General features: G+C 38.9%; 19 protein-coding genes. 9 read left to right on the top strand and 10 right to left on the bottom strand.

The genetic code is table 11. From position 1 onward, the window contains the following. Window positions 1–239: 239 nt before the first annotated feature. Entirely contained in the window at window positions 240–704 is a 465-nt protein-coding gene (locus I6F45_RS12225; protein ID WP_007583707.1) for a tetratricopeptide repeat protein, read from the bottom strand. 118 nt (window positions 705–822) lie between these two features. Here I6F45_RS12225 and I6F45_RS12220 point away from each other — a divergent pair, with 118 nt between their 5' ends. Next, window positions 823–2,115, top strand: a complete 1,293-nt coding sequence (locus I6F45_RS12220) for an NCS2 family permease (RefSeq protein WP_010555089.1) — start codon at window positions 823–825, stop codon at window positions 2,113–2,115. Window positions 2,116–2,189: 74 nt separating this feature from the next. Here I6F45_RS12220 and I6F45_RS12215 read toward each other — a convergent pair whose 3' ends face one another. Then, entirely contained in the window at window positions 2,190–2,948 is a 759-nt protein-coding gene (locus I6F45_RS12215; protein ID WP_007583833.1) for a hypothetical protein, read from the bottom strand. 324 nt (window positions 2,949–3,272) lie between these two features. On the opposite strand from I6F45_RS12215, the gene cysB reads away from it, so the two are divergent. Then, the gene (gene cysB, locus I6F45_RS12210) at window positions 3,273–4,250 is read left to right on the top strand and encodes an HTH-type transcriptional regulator CysB (protein ID WP_002961670.1); all 978 of its coding nucleotides are present in this window, start codon (window positions 3,273–3,275) and stop codon (window positions 4,248–4,250) included. 77 nt (window positions 4,251–4,327) lie between these two features. On the opposite strand, the gene I6F45_RS12205 is transcribed toward cysB, so the two are convergent. From I6F45_RS12205 to pabB, 3 genes are all read right to left on the bottom strand, one after another. After that, window positions 4,328–5,704 carry an L-serine ammonia-lyase gene (locus I6F45_RS12205; protein ID WP_010555091.1) on the bottom strand — a complete coding sequence of 459 codons (1,377 nt, stop codon included), beginning with the start codon at window positions 5,702–5,704 and terminating at the stop codon, window positions 4,328–4,330. A 103-nt stretch (window positions 5,705–5,807) separates the two neighbouring features. Next, a complete protein-coding gene (locus tag I6F45_RS12200; protein WP_197160636.1) occupies window positions 5,808–6,383 on the bottom strand; it encodes an NUDIX hydrolase in 576 nt (191 codons plus the stop codon). 6 nt (window positions 6,384–6,389) lie between these two features. Continuing rightward, a complete protein-coding gene (gene pabB, locus I6F45_RS12195) occupies window positions 6,390–7,748 on the bottom strand; it encodes an aminodeoxychorismate synthase component I (protein ID WP_165728211.1) in 1,359 nt (452 codons plus the stop codon). A 155-nt stretch (window positions 7,749–7,903) separates the two neighbouring features. Between pabB and I6F45_RS12190 the strand changes: the two genes are divergently transcribed. The 5 genes from I6F45_RS12190 (at window position 7,904) to I6F45_RS12170 (ending at window position 15,969) form a co-directional block, all read left to right on the top strand. Beyond that, the gene (locus I6F45_RS12190) at window positions 7,904–9,430 is read left to right on the top strand and encodes a fumarate hydratase (RefSeq protein ID WP_007583843.1); all 1,527 of its coding nucleotides are present in this window, start codon (window positions 7,904–7,906) and stop codon (window positions 9,428–9,430) included. 426 nt (window positions 9,431–9,856) lie between these two features. Next, window positions 9,857–10,897 carry a Leu/Phe/Val dehydrogenase gene (locus I6F45_RS12185; protein ID WP_165728212.1) on the top strand — a complete coding sequence of 347 codons (1,041 nt, stop codon included), beginning with the start codon at window positions 9,857–9,859 and terminating at the stop codon, window positions 10,895–10,897. A gap of 136 nt (window positions 10,898–11,033) precedes the next feature. Continuing rightward, on the top strand, window positions 11,034–11,672 hold the full coding sequence (locus I6F45_RS12180) for a CatA-like O-acetyltransferase (protein WP_165728271.1): 639 nt from the start codon (window positions 11,034–11,036) through the stop codon (window positions 11,670–11,672). 187 nt (window positions 11,673–11,859) lie between these two features. Continuing rightward, window positions 11,860–12,684 carry a M90 family metallopeptidase gene (locus I6F45_RS12175; RefSeq protein WP_002961680.1) on the top strand — a complete coding sequence of 275 codons (825 nt, stop codon included), beginning with the start codon at window positions 11,860–11,862 and terminating at the stop codon, window positions 12,682–12,684. 105 nt (window positions 12,685–12,789) lie between these two features. Then, window positions 12,790–15,969, top strand: coding sequence for an amidohydrolase family protein (locus I6F45_RS12170; protein WP_165740297.1), 3,180 nt, complete (start codon window positions 12,790–12,792; stop codon window positions 15,967–15,969). 40 nt (window positions 15,970–16,009) lie between these two features. On the opposite strand, the gene I6F45_RS12165 is transcribed toward I6F45_RS12170, so the two are convergent. Further along, complete coding sequence (locus I6F45_RS12165; RefSeq protein WP_197142471.1) at window positions 16,010–16,582, bottom strand: TetR/AcrR family transcriptional regulator; 573 nt, start codon at window positions 16,580–16,582, stop codon at window positions 16,010–16,012. Window positions 16,583–16,686: 104 nt separating this feature from the next. On the opposite strand from I6F45_RS12165, the gene I6F45_RS12160 reads away from it, so the two are divergent. Further along, window positions 16,687–17,163: an HPP family protein gene (locus I6F45_RS12160; RefSeq protein ID WP_165728215.1), complete on the top strand. Its 477-nt coding sequence runs from the start codon at window positions 16,687–16,689 to the stop codon at window positions 17,161–17,163. Between the two features lie 31 nt (window positions 17,164–17,194). On the opposite strand, the gene I6F45_RS12155 is transcribed toward I6F45_RS12160, so the two are convergent. After that, entirely contained in the window at window positions 17,195–17,536 is a 342-nt protein-coding gene (locus I6F45_RS12155; RefSeq protein WP_002961684.1) for a hypothetical protein, read from the bottom strand. Window positions 17,537–17,686: 150 nt separating this feature from the next. Between I6F45_RS12155 and I6F45_RS12150 the strand changes: the two genes are divergently transcribed. After that, window positions 17,687–18,439, top strand: coding sequence for a Nif3-like dinuclear metal center hexameric protein (locus tag I6F45_RS12150; protein ID WP_197160635.1), 753 nt, complete (start codon window positions 17,687–17,689; stop codon window positions 18,437–18,439). Window positions 18,440–18,463: 24 nt separating this feature from the next. On the opposite strand, the gene I6F45_RS12145 is transcribed toward I6F45_RS12150, so the two are convergent. The 3 genes from I6F45_RS12145 to I6F45_RS12135 all read right to left on the bottom strand — a co-directional run bounded on the left by I6F45_RS12145 (window position 18,464) and on the right by I6F45_RS12135 (window position 22,952). After that, window positions 18,464–19,228, bottom strand: a complete 765-nt coding sequence (locus I6F45_RS12145; protein ID WP_165728217.1) for a YdcF family protein — start codon at window positions 19,226–19,228, stop codon at window positions 18,464–18,466. A gap of 54 nt (window positions 19,229–19,282) precedes the next feature. After that, window positions 19,283–20,170, bottom strand: coding sequence for a LysR family transcriptional regulator (locus I6F45_RS12140; protein ID WP_002961689.1), 888 nt, complete (start codon window positions 20,168–20,170; stop codon window positions 19,283–19,285). 412 nt (window positions 20,171–20,582) lie between these two features. Next, the gene (locus I6F45_RS12135; protein ID WP_197118876.1) at window positions 20,583–22,952 is read right to left on the bottom strand and encodes a GGDEF domain-containing protein; all 2,370 of its coding nucleotides are present in this window, start codon (window positions 22,950–22,952) and stop codon (window positions 20,583–20,585) included. Window positions 22,953–23,005 lie beyond the last annotated feature (53 nt).

Below are 23,005 nucleotides of genomic sequence, written 5' to 3'. Positions count from 1 at the left end.
CGTGCAAGCCTTTTATGCTATTTATTTGTACAGTTATTCAGCTTTTGATCATTGTTTTTATTTTTTAATTTATAATTCTTTATTAATCAGGTTGTTATAGGGTTGTTTTTGAGAAGGTATTCTAAAAATAATTTTTTTCGTAGTGTCTTCATTTTGGGGTTTTATACTGTATAGGATTATCTTTGTAACCATATACAGTATTTTTTTACACTGCATACAGTACTTCTGCCATAGCTAGCTTATGTGTTTTCACTCGTGCGAGGGATCATATGAGAAAACTGGAGTTGGTGGATTTGTTCGTACAAACTTGCCGCATAACACTGAGCATCTTTAAATCGCTTAGTTTCGATATGTTTGCGTATATCTGTAACCGCTGCAGTGGCAGGGGCGTACCCTTGGCTACTTGCTAAGCTTAACCAAGCTACAGCATGAAATACACTTTGTGGCACGCCTTCACCTTTCACAAAAAATAAACCTAAATAAAACTGTGCTCTATGGTTTCCCGCCATTGCAGCAAGTCGCATCCATTTTGCAGCCAATGGAGCTTGATTATTTTTTAAATAATATAGGGCTTTATTTAACGTACTTTGCTCATCTTTTTTATTATCAACGGGCACAGAGGTATTTTCGGGTTGAGTAACAAAACCTAAAATATTATCTAGCTGTTGCTCTAAGTCTTGCTCACAAGGTGTTGTTTTAAGCATATTGGTTCATTTATTATTTTAACTACTCTAACAGTTTAGTATATAGCAAGGTAAAATGTCCTGTAAAAGATAATTTTTATGTTAAAATCTCGCCACTTTTTACTATCACAAGTTTATTATGTTCGAAGCCTTATTTAAACTGAGCGAAAATAATTCAACAGTTAAACGCGAATGCGTTGCTGGCCTAACTACCTTTATAACTATGGTATACATTGTATTTGTAAACCCGGCTATGCTCGCAGAGGCTGGGATGGATCAAGGGGCTGCATTTGTAGCGACATGTATAGCAGCTGCGATAGGCTGTTTTATAATGGGTTTATGGGCTAATTATCCATTAGCATTAGCGCCTGGTATGGGACTAAATGCCTTTTTTACGTATGGTGTCGTATTAGGAATGGGTTATACCTGGCAAGCCGCGTTAGGGGCTGTATTTATGTCGGGTTGTATATTTTTGTTTTTAAGCTTATTTAAAGTCAGAGAGTGGATTATTAATGCCATACCTCTGGTGCTCAAGCGAGCAATCGCAACGGGTATAGGTGCTTTTTTAGCATTAATTGCCCTTAAAAATGCAGGCATTATTGTCTCAAGCCCGGCAACATTAGTGCAGTTGGGCGACATTACTTCTCCAGGACCGTTATTGGCTATATTAAGCTTTTTTGTAATTGCAGCGCTTTTATACCGCGATTTTAAAAGTGGCGTGCTTATTAGTATTTTATTAGTGACTGGCATTGCTTTAAGTTTGGGGCTTGTTGAATATCACGGTGTTATGGCTATGCCACCATCAATAATGCCTACTTTTATGCAGCTAGATTTTGCAGCCGCTTTTGATATATCAATGATGAGTGTTATTTTTGCTTTCTTGTTTGTCGATCTTTTTGATACTTCGGGTACATTAGTTGCGGTAACTCAAAAAGCAGGTTTAGCTGATGAAAAAGGTAACATGCCTCGTTTAGGGCGCGCATTAAGTGCTGACAGCTCAGCAACAATTGCAGGTGCGATGCTAGGTACGTCTACGACTACATCGTATATAGAATCGGTTGCTGGTGTATCTGTTGGCGGACGTACTGGCTTAACAGCTGTAGTTGTAGGCATTTGCTTTTTACTAATGATGTTTTTTGCACCGCTTGCACAAATGGTACCGGCTTATGCTACGGCAGGCGCTATTTTATATGTCGCTGTTCTGATGCTGCAAAATTTAAAGTTTGTAAACTGGGATGATATGACCGATGCAATTCCTGTTACTGTGGTATTACTAATGACACCATTAACGTTTTCGATTGCGCACGGTATTGCACTTGGTTTTATATCTTATACGGCGGTTAAAGTCTTGTGCGGTAAGCAAGATCAAGTCAGTATTAGTGTTTGGATATTAACAGCCTTGTTTGTTTTCAAGTTTGCATTTTTGTCTTAATAGCTAACAAAAATACAAAAAAGCCTGCACAAATTTTAATTTGTGCAGGCTTTTTTAATGCTTTTATAAAAGCACTACCATTTCTTTTTAGGAGCAAACAGTATATCTAAGTCGTCTTGCTCTTCTTCTGTTTTCTTTTTAAGTGCGCTTGCATTAGAAGCTCTCAGTTCAACACTAATTGCCTCTAAGTAACCCTCAACTTCTAGCCGTTTTGTTGTTACGTATTCATCAGAGTAGGTGACTGCACTGAGTGTTGCCTGCGCTTTTTCAAAGTACTGTCTTGCAGAGCCAACCATACTTGCTGAACGGGCAGATAGGCCCCGTTTTATTTGGCTTTCAATATTAATACGCAGTTGTAGTTTTTCGAGACGTTTATCTTCTAAAACAAAAACTTGGCTATCAATACGACCTTTGCTGTGTTCAGAGCGTAAAATTGAGCGTAATTTTTTAATGCCTTGAATTAGGCCTACAAGTTGTTTGTCATTACTCGGTAGCGTTAAAGCTTCACTGCTATTATCTTGAACTGGATTAGATAAGTGCGTTTTTGCTTCACTTAAGCGGCTTTTAAGTGCTTTAGATGTTTGCGAGTTAGTAACCATTGTATTTAAGGCTTCGTAAATACGGCGCTGTAATGTACGAATTAGATTTTCAGAAAGGGGGATGTTAGCACTATTCATTAGTGCCTCTTCCGTTTCTTCTATTATAGCTTTCTGTTTTGTAAGCTCTTTACGGCGTTCTGCCTCTTGTTTTTCTTTGTGTTGTTGTACAGCACTTACCCAAAGTGCAATCACAATCAATGCAACTATAAGCACTATTATAATAGAAACGATCATGGTGTAATTCTCGGATATATAACCTAATTATTTAATCTTACATTAAATATACGTTAACAGGGTAGCTTTGCGCCGATTAACTTAAAAAATATACCAAAAAATTGATAGGTTGAGCTCTTTATAAACTGCAGTAAGCCTAAGGGCTTATAAACTAAAGCTGAATAATCATCGCTACCTGAAGCATATTTATTATGCTAGCCTTGAGCTCTAATCAGATAATTGCACACCTAAAGACCTAAAGTGCTATTTTACGTAAATAACACTTGGTTTTAAGCGGTATTGCCTTTATAAATAATATGAATAATAACGTTAAAATTTGCAGCCATGAAATTACAACAACTCAGATACATCGTAGAAGTACAAAATCATAAATTAAATGTTTCAGCGACTGCTGAGAGTTTATTTACCTCGCAGCCAGGAATTTCTAAACAAGTACGCATGTTAGAAGATGAGTTGGGTGTGCAAATTTTTGGTCGCAGTGGTAAGCATTTAACGCATGTAACCGGTGCCGGCGAAGATATTATTAATATTTCTCGTGAAATACTCTCTAAAGTAGAAGGTATTAAAGCCGTTGCTAATGAGCATACGCTACCTGATCAAGGTAAGTTAAATATTGCTACAACACATACCCAAGCGCGTTATGCTTTGCCTAACGTAATTCAAGGGTTTATGAAAAAATACCCTGCGGTATCGCTTCATATGCACCAAGGTACTCCACAGCAAATATCGGATGCTGCAGCACGCGGTGATGCCGATTTTGCTATTGCAACAGAAGCACTGCATTTGTATTCAGATTTAGTTATGCTGCCTTGCTACCATTGGAATCGCAGTATTGTTGTCGCTAAAGACCATCCGTTGGCTAAAAAGGCAAATAGTTTAACCGTTGCTGATATTGCTCAATATCCACTCATTACATATGTATTTGGTTTTACGGGCCGCTCAGAGTTGGATAAAGCGTTTAGCGCACACGGGCTTGAACCACACATTGTATTTACCGCAACCGATGCTGATGTTATAAAAACATACGTACGACTGGGTTTAGGAGTTGGTGTTGTTGCTTCAATGGCGATAGATCAAGTAAGCGATACCGATTTAGTGTGTATTGATGCAAGCCACTTATTTGAAGCTAGCACGACCAAAATTGGTTTTAGAAAGGGCAGTTTTTTACGTACTTATATGTATGATTTTATCGAACGTTTTGCACCGCATTTAACTAAAGAGCGCGTGGAGCGAGCAAGCTTATTACGTAACCAAGATGACGTAGATAAGTTATTTGCAGATATAGAGTTACCCGTTAAATAATGTCACTACATTAAACGAATAATAAAAAAGCCGCCTATTTTAAAAATAGGCGGCTTTTTCTTTTTATAGCGAGCTGATTAACATTCGATAATATTAACAGCCAATCCACCGCGAGCGGTTTCTTTATATTTAGTTTTCATATCGTTACCAGTTTCAAGCATGGTTTTAATCACTTTATCAAGCGATACCTTTTGCTCGCCACTGCCACGTATAGCTAAACGTGAAGCGTTAATTGCTTTAATAGCGCCCATTGCATTACGTTCAATACACGGCACTTGTACTAAGCCACCAACGGGGTCGCACGTTAGGCCTAAATTATGTTCCATACCAATTTCTGCTGCGTTTTCTACTTGCACAACATTGCCACCAACAATTTCTGTTAATGCGCCTGCAGCCATAGAGCACGCAACGCCGACTTCACCTTGGCAACCTACTTCGGCACCCGATATAGAGGCATTCTTTTTATATAAAATACCAATAGCAGCAGCGGTTAATAAATAACGCGTGGCTATATCGCGGTCTACTTCTTTCACAAATGTGTGATAGTACATAAGCACAGCCGGTAAAATACCCGCAGCACCATTAGTTGGTGCAGTAACTACACGGCCACCTGCCGCATTTTCTTCGTTTACGGCAAGGGCAAATAAATCAACCCAGTCCATTGCACGAAGCGGGTCGTTACTGACCTCTATATTTAGTTTTAAGTATAAGCTGGGCGCACGGCGCTTTACTTTTAAGCCGCCAGGTAAAATACCTTCGGTGCGCATACCACGGTCAATACAAGCCATCATTACTTTCCAAATATGGAACAATGTGTCTTTTACTTCGTCTTCAGTGCGCAGTGTTTTTTCGTTTTTCATCATCAAGGTAGAAACACTAAACCCAGACTCTTTACACATCTCTAGTAGTTCTTTTGCGCTACCAAATGGGAAAGGGGCTGGATTTTCTTCTCTAATATCGAGGGCAGCCTGTTTTTCGTTTTCAAACTCTTCGTCGGTAACAATGAAGCCACCGCCAATAGAGTAATATACTTTGCTGTAAACTTTTTCGCCGTTGTTTGAGGCGATAATTTCCATTGCATTAGAATGCTTAGGCAGTGTTTTACGACGATGGAAAACAATAGCACCTTGTTTTGGGAATTTGGCTTTGTGTGTTTTGTTTAGATAAATAACCTGATCTTTTTCAATGGTTGCTAAAATGTCGTCGACTAAATCGGCATCAATTGTTTCAGGATCGTAACCGGCTAAACCAAGAATTACGGCTTTACCCGAGCCATGGCCAACACCTGTTTGACCAAGAGAGCCATAAAGCTCTACTTTAATATCGGTCACATTTGCTAATAATTGTTGTTCTTGTAGGTCATTAACAAATAAGCGTGATGCGCGCATTGGGCCAACGGTGTGTGATGACGAAGGGCCAATACCAATGCTAAACATATCAAATGCACTGATCATAATGTGTGTGTCTCTACTTTGTTTTATCAGCACGAAGCTGCTCTTTGAACGGTCGAGCATGATAACGTGGAATTGTGATTGTGTAACTACTAATAACGAAGATTTAAACTGGTAAGGCGAGTTGTTTTGTAAAGTTTTTTATAATGCTTGCCGTCGCACCCCAAAGTAAACCATGCGGCGTTTTAAAACCTTGCAAAATAACCGTTTTCCCAAATCGTTGAAAAGGTAAGGGTTGCCAGTTAGCTTCGTTATTTAATTCAGTAACAGAGAGCAAAAAGCTCGCTTGTACTTCATTATAGTCATTTTCCCAGGTGGTGTTTTTTTTGAGTAAACCCACATAGGGGCTAATATTAAAACCCGCTAAGGTTGAATACTCAGGTAAGTGACCTAATACATTAACGTTGCTTTGGGCAATATTTAGCTCTTCTTTTAGTTCGCGAAGTGCTGTGGTGCGAAGGGTAATGTCGCTTACTTCAAACTTGCCTCCGGGCAAACAAATCTCCCCAGGGTGATGGTGTAAATAAGTAGGGCGTTTACACAGTAAAATATGTGCATGGTTATCTATATCAATAATTGGCAGCATAACCGCGCTAGCGCGTTTTTTACGTGTGTCTTTTAACTGATTTGGCGCAGCTGTAGGGCTTAACAGAAACCGCGCCATAATGTGTTCACTATTCAAAACGACCTACTGTTTTAATAAAGGGAGGATTTTATTTACTTTATCGTAAGTTTCTTGATATTCCAATTCGACTTTAGAATCAGCGACTATTCCGCCACCTGCCCAGCAGTAAATTTGCGCTTTGTGGCACACCAAGGTGCGAATAGTAATACTCGTATCCATATTTCCACATGCACTTAAATAACCAATCGAACCACAATAAATGCTGCGGCGATGTGGTTCTAGTTCTTCAATTATTTCCATCGCTCTAATTTTGGGCGCACCGGTGATTGAGCCACCCGGAAAAGCCGCTTTTAGCTGATCGACCGCTGTTTTACCTTCATCAAGTTCTGAGGTTACCGTGCTTACTAAATGATGCACTGCCGGAAAGCTTTCAATAGCAAAAAGGGAAGGGACGTGAACGCTGCCTGGTTTTGCTACTTTGCCTAAGTCGTTACGTAGTAAATCAACAATCATTACATTTTCAGCGCGATCTTTAGCTGATGCTGCGAGTATTTTCGCTTGGCGTTGATCCTCTAGTGCATCTGCTTTTCGCGGCAGTGTGCCTTTAATTGGCTTGGTTTCTACAACGTTATTGTTTACAGATATAAAGCGCTCAGGAGAAATTGATAAAATAGCCCCTTGAGGGTGATTTATAAAGCTTGAAAACGGCGCTTTATTTGCCTCACGCAGTTTAATATAAGCTGCCCAAGGGGAGCCTTCAAACTGAGCGTTAAAGCGCTGCGCTAAATTAATTTGGTAACAATCGCCACTTTTTAAATACTCCTCAATTTGGGCAAACTTTGCAGCGTATTCCGTTTCGCTCATATTTGATTGCCAGTCGCTGTTTAGGGCAAAGGACTGCGTATTAACTTGGGAGTTAGGGTGTGTATTTAAGTATTGCTCATAAAGCGCTAATCGATCGGTGTTTGGCTGCGATACATAAAACCAGCTTTGTTGCTGCTTGTCGTAAATAAGGGCATCTAAGTAAAGGCCAATAGCCATTTGGGGAAGATTAATGTCTTCAATAGCACGAGTGGGGATGTTTTCAATTGTACGGCCTAGGTCGTAGCCAAAGTAGCCAAGCCAGCCGCCGTTAAAGGGTAAATCGTAATCGGCTTTTGTTTTATCAAGATGCGAAAGCTCATTATTCATAATTTCAAAGCAGTTATCACTACTTTCTATATTATTTAAAAAGCTTTTATTATTTTTTACTTCAAGGGTACTTTGCGGCTCAATGGCAATAATATCAAAACGGCTGTTTATATGATTACTATTTGCAGAATCTAATAGAATTGCATAAGGCAAATGTGAAAAATGCGCAAAAACGTCAATGCAGTTTTGTGTTATGCCTAATTTAATACAATTTTTTTTATTGTTTAGCATTTACAGCCCCTTTAAGAACTGGCTCGAAACGGGCTGGGAGGGTATCATAAGTCAAATTTTTTGGCAGCACTAAGCTGTAAAAAACAGTGCAAACCACCGTCACCGGTTTGATTTAGATTACGCGACAACGCGTAACGGTAACTTAAGGAACCACTATGAGTACAATTTGTCAGCAAGACTTTATTGATAGCATTGAAGATGCATTGCAATATATTTCGTTCTATCACCCACTTGATTTTGTTCAAGCTCTCGAAAAAGCTTACAACAAAGAACAAAGTAAAGCGGCTAAAGACGCCATTGCACAAATTTTAATTAACTCACGCATGTCGGCTGAAGGCAAGCGTCCACTTTGCCAAGATACCGGTATTATTACCTGTTTTGTTAAAGTAGGTATGGATGTTAAGTGGGATAAAACAGATTTAACCGTTCAACAAATGGTTGATGAAGGTACTCGTCGTGCATATTTGAATCCAGATAACCCTTTACGTGCATCTATTGTTGCAGACCCTGCTGGCACGCGTAAAAATACTAAAGATAACACGCCTTCGGTTGTGCATATTGATTTAGTAGCGGGTGGAAAAGTAGAAGTAATGGTTGCAGCTAAAGGCGGCGGCTCTGAAAACAAAAGTAAAATGGTTATGCTAAACCCGTCTGATGACGTTGCTGAATGGGTAGAAAAAACATTACCAACAATGGGTGCTGGTTGGTGTCCGCCAGGCATGCTAGGTATAGGTATTGGTGGTACGGCTGAAAAAGCGGCAGTGATGGCTAAAGAGTCGTTAATGGACCCGGTTGATATCCATGAACTAATGGAGCGCGGCGCAGAAACGACTGAAGAAAAACTACGTTTAGAAATTTTTGACCGTGCTAATAAGTTAGGCATTGGCGCACAAGGCTTAGGCGGTTTAACAACGGTTGTTGATGTTAAAATTAAAACGGCTCCAACGCATGCTGCTTCAAAACCTGTAGTAATGATCCCAAATTGCGCGGCAACTCGCCATGTACATTTTACGCTTGACGGTTCTGGCCCTGCGAATTTAAAAGCGCCTAAACTAGAAGATTGGCCACAAGTAACATTTGAAGTGGGCGAAGGCACTCGCCGTGTTGACTTAAATACACTGACTAAAAAAGATGTTCAAGAATGGAAAATGGGCGAAACCGTTTTACTTTCAGGCACTATTTTAACAGGTCGTGATGCAGCGCATAAACGTCTGCAAGATATGATCAATTCAGGTGAAGGTTTACCAAAAGGCGTAGACTTTGATAATAAATTTATTTATTACGTTGGACCAGTAGACGCGGTACGCGATGAAGCAGTTGGTCCTGCAGGCCCTACAACAGCTACTCGCATGGATAAATTTACCGATATGATGCTAGAAAAAACAGGCATTGTAGGCATGATTGGTAAAGCTGAACGTGGACCTGCGACTGTTGAGTCTATTAAAGAGCATAAATCTGTTTATTTGATGGCTGTAGGCGGCGCAGCTTACTTAGTATCTAAAGCGATTAAAAAAGCACGCGTAGTTGCTTTTGAAGATTTAGGTATGGAAGCTATTTATGAATTTGAAGTAGAAGATATGCCAGTGACCGTTGCAGTAGACAGTGAGGGCGCCAATGCGCATACACAAGGCCCTGCAATCTGGAAAGCTAAAATAGAAGAGCTTGATAGCAAGCTAAAATAACCTAAGTTGTGTTGTTAAAAGCGAGCCTGGTGCTCGCTTTTTTGTTTTTTAGATATAGCTATGATCAGGTTTGCACATCTGACCAGTTGTTCTAAATCATCATTTTTTACTGTAAACCTATAGAATATAGCGCTTAGCGGGCAGTTAGTACTTGTATATTAAACTTTACATATAGCAATGCCATTACGTTCACGTAAACGTAAGTTAGTGTGGTTTTTATATTTGCAGTTTTTAAAACTGCCTAATGATGATTTTATGGGTTTTTTATCTGTATAAAGGTTTTAATTTGATTATTTAATCTAAGAGTCATGTTTTCATCGGTTTTATCATCTGTGAGTGTAGCGAACTCTAATATGAAGTGATAAAGTCTCGTCAATTTCCAGCGCGCATACCCTCTCACGGGTTAACTATTTCGGAGTATTTTAAGTGGCTGTGTTTAATCGAGTTGAATTTGATAACCATGAACAAGTAGTTTTTTGTTCTGATGAAGAGTCGGGTTTAAAAGCAATTATTGCTGTACATAATACCAATCTAGGTCCTGCTGTTGGCGGATGTAGAATGTGGGATTATGCGAACGACGAAGATGCCGTTTACGACGTGCTACGTTTATCAAAAGGCATGACGTATAAAAATGCAGTAGCGCGCCTACCATTTGGTGGCGGTAAATCTGTTATTATTGGTAATGCAAAAGAAATTAAATCTGAGCAATTATTCCGTGCATTTGGTCGTCAATTAGAGCGATTAAATGGCAGCTATTACTCAGCAGAAGATGTAAATATCACATGTGCTGATGTCGCTATTATGAATAAAGAAACTAATTACGTACTGGGCCTTGAAGGTAAAAGTGGTAACCCATCGCCATTTACAGCATACGGTACGTTTTTAGGAATTAAAGCAGCGCTACAGCATCAACGTGGTCATCAAGATTTTGCAGGTGTGAAAGTGGCCGTTCAAGGTTTAGGTGCTGTTGCTTATGGTTTATGTAAACATTTACATGATGCGGGTGCTGAACTGTTTGTAACTGATATTAACCAAGCAGCAATTGACCGTGTAGTTAATGATTTTGGCGCCACTGCAGTTGGTATTGATGAAATTTACGACTTAAGCGTTGATGTTTATGCACCATGTGCATTAGGTGCAACGGTTAACGACTTAACGATACCGCGTTTAAAGGCGACTATTATTGCAGGCTGTGCTAATAATCAGCTGGCAGAGTCTCGTCACGGTGAAGTTATTCGTGAAAAAGGTATTTTATATGCACCAGATTACGTAATTAACGCCGGTGGTATTATTAATGTTTATTACGAAACAGCGCCAGAAGGTTACAGTGCAGCAGCGTCTAATAAACATGTTGAAGGTATTTTTAATACGTTAACTGAAATTTTTGCCCGTAGCGAAAAAGAGCAAAAATCAACGCATTTAATTGCCGACGAATTAGCGCAAGAGATCATTAAAAACGGTCTGTAATCTAAGTTTGAATTTATATAAAGGTGTGCAATTGCACACCTTTTGTTTATCTGTAAGTTAATGCAATTATTACTGAACAGCGGTACACTTTATTTTTAATTTTGTGCGGCAAATTATGACTCCCTCAACTTCTCTCATGCAGCCTATCGATTTAGATAATTGGCCTAGAAAGCAACACTTTGAATTATTTAAACACTTTTCTCAGCCTTACTTTAATGTGTGTGTGCGTTTAGATGCTCAAGCACTTTACGACTATTGCAAAACCAATCAATTTTCTTTTTTTCAAGCGTATGTATATTGCACCTTAAAAGCGTGCCATGAGTACGATTCAATAATGCTACGTATAATAGATAATCAACCATGGTTACTTAATAGTGTTCGCGCAAGTGTGGTTGAGTTGTCTGAAAACGATACGTTTGTTTTTAGTTATTTTAACAGCACAGGCGAGTTTAAAGAGTTTGCAAATCATGCAAGTGGCGTAAGCAAAAAAGCGAAATTACAGCCGTTATTTTCTGATGCATTTGCTCAAACAGAAGGGCAGGCTGATTTAATTCATATATCTGTTTTGCCGTGGCTGAATTTTAGTGCGTTTTCGCATGCATTTAGTGAAGGGCAGAGTTTAGGCATTCCTAAATTTGTATTTGGTCAGTTTGATAAACACACAGGCACAATGCCTTTAGCTATCGATGTACACCATTCATTAATGGATGGTTTGCACGTAGCGAAATTTATAAGCACATTGCAGGGTACATTTGATACCTTTTGCAAAGGTTAACTTTAAACACATCAGTAACGGCAGTGCAAAGCAGTAAACAATTTATAAGTAATCTATAAGTAATCTATAAGTAATCTATAAGCAATGCGATGTGAATTACTTTATATTCAAATACATAACCTTGTATGCTTGAAAAACACGTGTGCTGGACATATTTATATACCATACCTTAGCTCAGGAAATCCCCATGATAAATGGACTGTTAATTGTTGTTTTAATTCTTTTTGTGGTGATTTTCTGGCGTTGGCCATCAATTCAAAACCGATTATGGCGCAGTAAATATAAAGACTTTGCTTTAAATTCGCAGCAAAAAGATATTTTACTGCGTTGCATGCCCATCTATAAAAAAATGACCGACGCCGACAGAGAAAAATTAGAGCGACATATTACGTGGTTTTTAAACGAAAAACGCTTTGTCGGTTGTGATGGCTTAAGGCTAACGTCTGCAATGAAGTTAATTGTTGCCGCCGATGCGTGTGTATTAGTACTTAATAAACCGTGGCCGTTATATAGAAATGTAAAAGAAATTTTATTATATCCAAGTGCTTATTATGCTCCGCAATCAACTCGCGATAGTGCAGGACTTGTGAGTTACCATAATACGGTAAGACTAGGCGAGTCATGGCCTGGCGGCACACTCGTTTTAAGCTGGCATGATGTACTTGAGGGTAATCGTTTACCAAGCGATGGACATAACTTGGTATTTCATGAGTTTGCGCATCAACTCGATCAAGAAACAGGTAAAACAACGGGTACGCCCATTTTAAAAAGCTCAGCAGATTACAAAGAGTGGGGCAGGGTATTTAGCCGCGCCTTCACCCAGTTAAAAAGCCATGTTGCCTATAGCATGCCGCATGTTATTCACAGCTATGGTGCGACTAACGAAGCTGAGTTTTTTGCTGTACTCACCGAAACCTTCCTCGAAAAACCCGCAGAGCTTCGCCGATACGATCCTGAAATTTACAGTATGCTAGTTAATTACTATCAATTTGACCCTATTGTTTGGCATTAAACCTACATAAACCGCGCTTTATCATATAACGCTGGCAAGTTGCGTTTGTTTTTGTTGCAATCATGTGAAATAGTTTTTACTGCAACAATAACAAGAGAGAAACGCATGAAAAAAATGCTTCATACAGTATTGGCGCTGTCGGTGTCATTAGCGATAGGGCAGGTAAATGCCGCTGAAAAAGACGAAAAAAAATGGCAAGTAGATTCACCTAAGGGGCAATTTGTTGACGCTGCAATTAGCGTTGAGCAGGGCACATGGATGAATATTGATGTAAGCCCTGATGGTAAAACCGTGGTGTTTGACTTACTTGGTGATATTTACACTATGCCAATGAGTGGTGGTACAGCCACCAAGCTCACCTCTGATATTGCATGGCAAATGCAACCACGCTTTAGTCCTAATGGCAAAAGTATTGCGTTTACCTCCGATCAAGGTGGTGGCGATAACATTTGGATAATGGACTTAAATGGCGAAAACCAACACGCAGTTACCGACGAAACTTTTAGATTACTAAATAGCCCTGCATGGAGCCCTAATGGCGACTACTTAGTTGCGCGTAAACACTTTACGGCTAGCCGTTCACTAGGTGCCGGTGAAGTGTGGTTGTACCACAAAGCCGGTGGCAAGGGTGTTCAGCTTACAAAACGTGAAAATGATCAAAAAGATTTAGGTGAGCCAATGTTTTCACCTGATGGTCGTTATGTATACTTTTCGCATGATGCAACACCCGGTAAAACCTTTCATTACTCAAAGGATTCTGTAGCGGGCATTTATAAAATTAAACGTTACGACCGCGAAACGGGTGAAATTGAAACTGTAATCGATACGATGGGCGGTGCTATTAGGCCTACACCATCACCAGATGGTAAAAAACTGGCGTATATAAAGCGTGATGACTTTCAAACTAGCTTGTATTTATATGACTTAACCAGCGGTGAGCACACTAAGCTTTACGATAAGCTTGAGCGAGATATGCAAGAAACATGGGCTATTCATGGTGTATACCCAACTATTGCATGGACACCCGATAATGAAGAACTGGTATTTTGGGCTGGTGGTACAATTCACAAGCTAGATGTTGCAGACAAATCTGTAAAAACCATTCCTTTTAAAGTGCAAACCACTAAAAAAATTCAAAAAGCGGTGCGCTTTACACAAAACTTAGATACTGATGAGTTTGATGTAAAAATGCTGCGTAATGTGCAAGTAAGCCCAGATGGCGAAGCGGCAATTTTTGAAGCGCTTGGGCATATTTATAAACGTGATTTAGAGTCGGGTAAAATTAAGCGTTTAACAAAGCAAACAGATCATTACGAATTATTTCCACAGTATTCTCGCGATGGTAAAAAAATTGTGTACACCACATGGGATGATAACAAGCAAGGGTCCGTAAAGGTTGTGTCTGCACGCAGTGGCCGTGGCGATACCATTACTACGCAGCCAGGCAAGTATGTAGAGCCAACGTTTAGTCCAGATGGTAAAACGGTTGTTTATCGTAAAGCCACTGGCGGCAGTATTTTAAACCCTAAGTGGTCACTTAATCCGGGGGTTTATAGCGTAAGCGCTAAAGGTGGTAAAAGTGAGCTTATTTCAAAAAGTGGTTATCAACCACAATTTGGAGATGCAAACGATCGTGTTTTCATTATGAGTCCTTGGCCAAAACCAACGCTTAGCGTAGTAGAGCTTGAAAGTAAAAAAGTTCGTAAACTGTACGAGTCAGAACATGCGACAGAATTTAGAGTATCACCAGATGGGCAATACCTCGCTTTTGCTGAGCGATTTAAAGTATTTATAACGCCGTTTGTTCAAAGTGGTAAAACAATTAATATTGGGCCTAAAGACAGTCAATTTCCAATAGAGCAGTTATCGGTTCGTGCTGGTGAAAACATTAGTTGGAGTGCAAAGAGCAACAAACTTTATTGGACATTAGGGCCTGAGCTTTATCATGCAAGCCTTGAAGGAATGTTTGCTATTAACAAAGCCGAAGATACCGACTTTAAAGTGAAAAGTGGCGATAATATCGGTTTCAGTAAAAAAATGGCAGAGCCTAAAGGTATGATTGCGCTCACTGGTGCAAAAATTATAACTATGGACGGCGAAAAGGTAATTGAAAATGGTGTAATTATCACTGATGGCAAGCATATTAAAGCAATTGGTACAGCCAGCGATATAAGTATTCCTAAAGGTGCTGAGGTTATTGATGTAACAGGTAAAACTATTATGCCTGGTATTGTTGATGCTCATGCACATGGCTCGCAAGCAAGTGATGAAATTATACCTGAGCAAAACTGGAAAAACTTTGCAGGTTTAGCGCTGGGTGTAACTACAATTCACGATCCATCAAACGATACCTCCGAAATATTTACCGCAAGCGAAATGCAAAAGGCAGGCATGATTGTTGGCCCGCGTATTTTCTCAACGGGTACTATTTTATATGGCGCAAATATGCCAGGTTATACGTCGCATATTGACTCGTTAGACGATGCTAAATTTCATTTAGAGCGCCTTAAAAAAGTAGGTGCATTTAGTGTTAAGTCGTATAACCAGCCACGCCGAGAGCAGCGCCAACAAGTTATTGAAGCAGGCCGGATGCTTGAAATGATGGTAGTACCAGAAGGCGGCTCATTATTACAACATAACTTAAGTATGATTGTAGATGGACACACAGGTATTGAGCATTCAATCCCTGTAGAGCACATATACGACGATATAAAGCAGTTATGGTCGCAAAGTGATGTAGGTTACACACCTACGCTTGTAGTGGCTTATGGTGGCATTTGGGGTGAAAATTACTGGTACGATAAAACTGATGTGTGGAATCACCCGCGTTTAAGTAAATTTGTGCCAAAAAATCAATTATTACCACGCTCTATGCGCCGCATTAAAGCGCCCGATCATCACTATAATCACTTTAATAACGCACGTGTTGCTGCTGAACTGCAAGACTTAGGTGTTTTGGTTAACTTAGGTGCTCACGGTCAGCGTGAAGGCTTAGGTGCACACTGGGAGATGTGGATGTTTGCACAAGGCGGAATGACACCGCTTGAGGCTATACGTGCTTCAACACTCGATCCGGCTAAGTATCTAGGTCTTGATAAAAACGTAGGCTCACTTGAAGTTGGCAAGCTTGCTGATTTAATGGTTATAGATGGCGATCCGCTTAAAAACATTCGAGATTCGGATAAAGTAGATTACACCATGATCAATGGTCGCTTATTCAATGCCGAAACAATGAATGAAGTAGGTAAAAAAGAGCGCGAACCACTTTACTTCGAAAAGCTATAATTTATTTTGATCTTTCGAAAGCGGCTACATAGCCGCTTTTTTAGCTTTGTATTATGTGTTTTAGCAACGCAGTGCTTGGCATAATAAGTGGTTGAGTATGCATGACACGTGCTTGGCATATAAGTCCTTCCTTTAGAATAAATAATGTTTGTGCGACATTTTCGGCTTTAGCTTTATTGTTTTTTAGCTGAGGAGTGGCAAGTAAAGCGTTCAATATAATTTTAAGTACAGCTTGTTTATGTGCTTTACACTTTATTGCAATAGTATGCGCTGCGAGTGGATATTCTGCTGCTGCGTTTATAAAAAAGCACCCATTAAAATCGCCCAATTCCGGCACTGCACTATTAAACCAGCTCGTTAACCCTTTAAATAATCCATTAGCAACGTCAAGGGCACTTTGTTTTTCACAGACTTGTTCTAGCCAATTATTAAAGTTTTTATCACGCGTGGCTAAGCAAGCAAGTATTAGCTCATCTTTGCTTGCGAAGTGATTATAAAGCGTTTTTTTAGCGATACCTGAAACGGCTAGAATTTCATTAATACCCACAGCATGTAAGCCTTTGCTATAAAAGAGATTAAGTGCTGTTGTAATAATTTGCTCTCGTTTATTCATAAAACCCCTTAAATATTAGCTGAAAGGTATCTTGACATAAGTAGACAGACTTGTCTATCATTGCCAGGTAGACAAGTTTGTCTACTCTTATTTAAGGATGTAGCATGAATATTGAAGATATTAAATTAGCCTGTGTTGCTGGCTTTTTTTCAGCGCTAGTATTGGGTTTTTTATCTTGGCTAAATAATATAGGAGGCTATGGACTGTGGTTAATGGCACCTTTTGGCGCAACGGCAGTACTTGTATTTGGTATACCAAATAGCCCATTAGCACAACCAAAAAATGTGATTTTTGGTCATCTTTTAACAGCATTTGTGGGGATCGTTTTTGTAACTTATGTTGGTGACGGTAGTGTATCTATTGCATTAGCCGTTGGTGTTGCAATTACACTCATGATGCTCACTAAAACAGTGCATCCTGCGGCGGGTGCTAACCCTATTCTGATTATTGTATCTGGACAAAGTTGGGACTTTTTAATTATGCCAGTATTAGTCGGGACGATGTTCATTGTTATTTGTGGCTTTGCTGCAAAGTGGTTACTGTCTTCTTCGGTAAATAACGCACATAAAAAAACCGCTTAACGCGGTTTCTTTTAAAAATCATAAATGTTGATTAAACAACACCGCGCGGTAAGCGACAGTCATGATCTTTACGAGCTAAAATTACAATCCAAAGTTCTTCCGCTGTGTAACCTTCTTCGTTTTCGGTAACAACAGTGAATGGCGCTTTTTTCTGTGCTTTAACAGGCGCAGCTGCTTTTGGTTTTTTCGTTTTAGTTGTTTTACCAGAGTTTAACTTTTTAGTAAGCTCTGCTACGTCAGCTAGGCGTAAATTTTTACCGCCATCAATGCTGTACCAACCAGGTTTAGTTGTGATTTCAGGTTTTTTACCATTGGCAGTTTCGTACGCTGCTTCAAAGGCAGATAACACTTCTGTTTTGTCTAGTTTGCTCATCAGAGACCCTATACGTTGTGAACACAGATAAAGAAGAGGTATTTATACCTATTTTAAAACAGTTTTTCAATTTTTTGCGATTTTCCTTCCATTTTAGAGCTATAAACGCCAAAATTTGCACAAAATTCAGTGCTAAGTAAGGTAAGTTATATGCAACGTAGAGAATTTAACCAACTCCTAAATGACATTTTAAAACCTCAATTAATTAAAGATTTTTGCCCAAATGGCTTACAAGTTGAAGGTAAAAACGAAATTAAAAAAATTGTGACGGGTGTAACCGCAAGTCAAGCATTAATAGATGCTGCCATTGAGCAACAAGCAGATGCTATTTTAGTTCACCATGGATTTTTTTGGAAAGGGGAGTCCCAACCAATAACGGGAATGAAAAAGCGTCGTATAGGTGCGTTATTAGCACACGATATTAATTTATTTGGCTATCACTTACCACTCGATATTCATCCAGCAGTTGGCAATAACGCGCAACTAGCAAAGTTATTGGATATTGAAATTGAAACAGGGCTAGAGCCAACTTCAAATAGCGTAGCAATGAAAGGGCGTTTAAAAACACCATTAAGTGGTGAAGATTTTGCAGATAAAATTGCAAAAGTGCTAAATCGAACCCCACTCACAAGTTTAGTACGTTCAGCTAAAATTGAAACCATTGCACTGTGTACTGGTGGTGGGCAAGGCTATATTGACTTAGCTGCAGAGCAAGGCATTGATGCCTACCTAACAGGTGAGGCATCGGAGCAAAATATTCATAGCTCTCGTGAGCAAAATATTGATTTTTTTGCAGCTGGGCACCATGCAACAGAGCGCTATGGCGTAAAAGCTTTGGGTGAGTTGCTTGCTCAAGAACATGGCTTTGACGTCACGTTTATAGATATAGATAACCCTGTTTAGTAGTATCTGTTTCTTAGTGAAAAACTAAAGCGCTTCTGGGTTTGCCCAGCGGCGCACTGTGATCCATGCATTTCCAATTACTTCATGAGCATACTGCGTTACTACCATTAAAGCCTGAGCATTAGGTATAAATTGTTTATGCCACGGTAATACAGCAAAGTTATGGTAATCAGTGGCTGCGGTTATTACTTCAATACCTTGAGCATTAAATAAGTCTTTGGCGCGAGGCATGTGCAGCACAGATGTTACTAGCGCGACTTTAAAATCAACTAATTTAGGTGCTAATAATTTAGCTTCTGCTGCGGTATCCATCGCTTTTGGATTTTGGAGTATACGACTTTTAGTAATTCCTAAACTAATTGCCGTTTGATACATAAGCCCGCTATTAGTGGTATTTTGGTAACCTCCACCTGAAACTATAAGCTCTGCATTAGGGTAGTGCTTTGCTAGTTTTATACCTTCTACTAAGCGCGTTAGCGCACAATTACCTAATTGATTATTTGAACTTAAAGCCGAATTTGGATTTATATCGCAACCGAGTACGACTATCTTGTCTATTTTTGGATGCTTTAAGGTATTAAATGCAAGCGATACAGGTTCATTATTGTGGATAATTAAATTGGCGATAAAGGGTGTGCTCAATGTAAGCAATACAACTAAGCTTAAAGTTGATAAGAAGAGAGCTGATTTACGACCTTTAAATGCAAGTAGTAGCATCAGGCACGTAAATAAACCAAATAGGGGCAGTGGCATTAGCAAGCCACCAATCAATTTTTTAATAACAAACATAAGAGTTAAACGCTGTAGAGGTAATTACAGCGATATTACTCATTATAATGATGATTATCGACCGTTATTTAACTTACACGTATTTAAAAAGTGACGATAAACAGGGTTGTCTTTCATGTCTTTTTTCATCGCTAAATACATAGGACGAGTAAGGCCAAGAGCGCCCAAAGGAATTGATTTAATTAAGCCTTGGCTTTCATAAGGTGTAACTAGCCAATCAGGTAAAGCGGCAACGCCCATGCCGGCACTTACTAGTTGAAAAATAAGTAATCCTTGATCAACCGTTTTTAACGTACCGTCAAAACGTGCATTTTGAATGAAATGCTTAAATATATCTTGGCGTTCACGCGGGATAGGGTATGAAATAATAGTTTCGTTTTTTAAATCAAGCGCTGTTACATACGCTTTTTTAGCAAGTTCATGATCCGGTGCCACAATAAGCTTCAATTTAAAATCAAATAAGTGCGCGTATTCTAATGTGTCGGGTTCACGTATGTCAGATGTTAAAACTAAATCGAGCTCATCGCTTAGTAAGTCAGGAATAGCGTCGTAACTAAAGCCGCGCTCGTAATCAATTTTTATATCAGGCCAAAAGTTATTAAATTCTTTAATAGTAGGCAATAACCAATGAAAACATGCATGGCATTCCACACTTAAACGCAGTTGAGAAATAGGCTGATTTAAGCTTTCTTTCAAACGGCATTTAGTCGCTTCCATTTTTGGTAATATTTCGTGAGCTAATTCAAGTAATAGCATTCCCTGAGGGGTAAAGCGGACTGGTTGAGTTTTACGCTCAAATAATTGGCAATCTAATTTATTCTCTAAATCTTTGATTTGATGAGATAAAGCAGACTGTGTCAAAAATAACTCTCGTGCCGTATTAACCAAAGATCCTGTTTCTTTTAGGGTTGCTATGGTTTTTAAATGTTTAATACCAATCATCTTTAAAAATTCTCATGGGAAAAGTGAGTTCAGCTCAGATTAACCACATACTACGCCTATACAAAAAACGTTTCAACGTCTAGATGGCTAAAAGTTTGCGATTTATTGTGGTTTATTGCAGTTTGTTGCTATGAATCGCGAAAATATTAGAATTAGTAACGATAAAAGTCATTCAAAAACTGGTTTGATGAGTTTTAGATGAGTTTGCTTCATGTTGTATTTTAAGTATATCGATTGCGGTGTGCTTCACCTCAGTGTGAATTTTGACTATATAAATAACTGTGTGGGGTGGGGAATGGTTACTTTAGGTTGTGGTTTAAAAACTAAAGTCATTTTGCTTTTTAGCTTTAGTTTAGGTCAATGGATGAGTATATACGTAATACCTAAGCCAGCGACCAACTCGCTGGCTCTTTTATAAGGGCTTATTAATAAGTAATATGGCTTCTTTGGCTGTGACCGGTTTTGACTTTAAAAAACCTTGGCCATAGTCGCACGCGGTGGATTGTAAAATGGCTAATTGTTCAAGTGTTTCTATCCCTTCAGCAACAACCTCAAGTTTTAATGATTGCGCAAGTGATAAAATGGCTTCAACAAGTGGGTTGGTGGAATCTTGTAGGTGGTCAATAAAGCTTTTATCTATTTTTAAAATATGAATAGGCAGTTGGTGCAAGTAGCCCAGTGCTGAATAACCCGTTCCAAAATCGTCAAGGCACAATTTTACTTTTAAAGGTGAAAGACCTTCTATTATTTGAGTGGCGAGTTCTAGATTTTCTATTAAGCCTGATTCGGTAATTTCTAAACATAAAGAACCCAGAGGTAATTGGTATTTATTATAAATAGAATGTATTTGCGCTACAAAATCGAGGCTTGCAAAATGTCGTGACGATACATTAACCGTTACTTTCAAAAAGCGATGACCTTGCTGGTGCCAATTAGAAATCTGCTGAGCGGCTAAATCAAGTAAATGTAAATCAAGATTTATAATTTGCCCTGTAGTTTCAGCTATCGGTATAAAGTCATTAGGTGGTACAAATCCTTTTTTAGGATGATGCCAGCGCACAAGTGCTTCAAATCCGACAACTTCACTTGTGGTAATTGTAAAAATTGGCTGAAAATAGAGTTCAAATTCGTTGTGTTCTATACCGTGTTGCAAGTCGTTTTCGATATCGGCATGGGTTTTAAGTTTTTTACGCATCGTGTTATTAAAAAACTTAACTTGTCCACGCCCGGTGGATTTTGCTTCATACATAGCAGCATCAGCTTGTTGCAGTAATATATAAGCTTGATCGTTTATGTTGTCGGTATAGGCAATACCAATACTAGTAGAGGCTTGAAGTAAGTGGCTATCTACATTTAGAGGTTTTGCTAATGCGCTTTTAATTCTGTTTAAAGCTTCATTAACTTGGTTTTTATGTGTAATATTTTCCATGAAAATAGCAAATTCATCACCGCCTAAACGAGCAAATGTATCGGTGCTTCGTACTGTACTTTTAATTAAGTCGCATATTTTTATAAGAAAATGGTCTCCGACCTCATGCCCCAGCGAATCATTAATACTTTTAAAACGGTCAAAATCTAGATACAGCAGGGCATGGCTAGTACTTTTTTTAGCGCGCGTTAAACGTAAAATAGCATGCTTTATTCTCTCAATGAGTAATGAGCGGTTAGCAAGGCCGGTAAGCTCGTCATGCAATGCTTTATGCTCGAGCTCTTGTCGGGCTAGTTGTCTATCAATTGCCATACTTATTTGACGACTTACGTAAGTTAGAAGAGCGCTGTCGTGTTCGTTGTATTGCAGTGTTTTATCGTAGCTTTGTACAACAATAACACCGCTTATACGATCACTTGTTTTAAATGGAACACCCAACCAAGACTCTGATTGTCGACCTATCATTTTAAAATCACCGTTATCAATATGACTTTGAAAGGCATCTTTATTGAGTAATAAGGTTTGCTCTGTTTGCAGTAGGTAATATGAAGCAGTGTCTTTTAGCTGTTCTTTAGATATTTTTTGATGTGTTTTAGTGTTTATGCCTTCTTCGACTATATAAACAAGGTCAAGTATATCTACTTTTTTGTCATATAAAGCGATAAAAAAGTTATCAGCACGAAGTAAGTTATTGATAATTGAATGCAAGGCTTCAAAGAAGGTATCTAAGTCGTTAGCTTTGTAGGTTAGGTTAGCTATTTGTAATAAGCTATTTTCTAATTTTTGTGCGTTGTTAAGTTGCTCAACTGTTTTTTGTAAGTTATTTACCGTATTTACCTGGTTAATTTTAGCACTGAGTAAGTGGGCAACTGTTGTAAGAATTTCAAGGTGTGCGTTTGTAAAGTAGCCTTTAATAGGGTGCTCACAATCAATAACACCTAAAACTTGTTCTTTATATATAAGAGGGACGCATAGTTCTGATTGGGCAGGGCGCTCATCTGCGATATAACGGCTATCTTTTGTTACATCATCGATAACTACGGCTTTACCAGTAGTTGCAACAGCTCCAGTAATTCCTTCACTAAAACGTATTACTTTACGTTCGGCTTGATATTTGTCTCGGGCGTGAGCAATACCCATCGATGCAACTTGATTTAATGTATAAGCATTGTTATCGGCAAGGTAAATAACGCAATCAACAAATCCTAAACGGTTAACAACGTGCGTTGTAACATACTCAAATAGCTCGTCTAGTGTGTCTAGTTGCAATAAGCTTGATGAAAATTGATTAATAATACTCAGTTGATCAGTTTTTATCTCAAGTGCTCTTGAGGCATTATTTTTGTAAGACATAGGCAATTTATATTATTCTTTTTATTTTTAAATACGTAGCTAAGTTAACCTAA

Source organism: Pseudoalteromonas sp. SWYJZ19 (genome assembly GCF_015864375.1).
GTDB lineage: Bacteria > Pseudomonadota > Gammaproteobacteria > Enterobacterales > Alteromonadaceae > Pseudoalteromonas > Pseudoalteromonas arctica.
The sequence above is the reverse complement of the archived record's forward strand: the minus strand, read 5'-3'. Positions and strand labels throughout refer to the sequence as shown.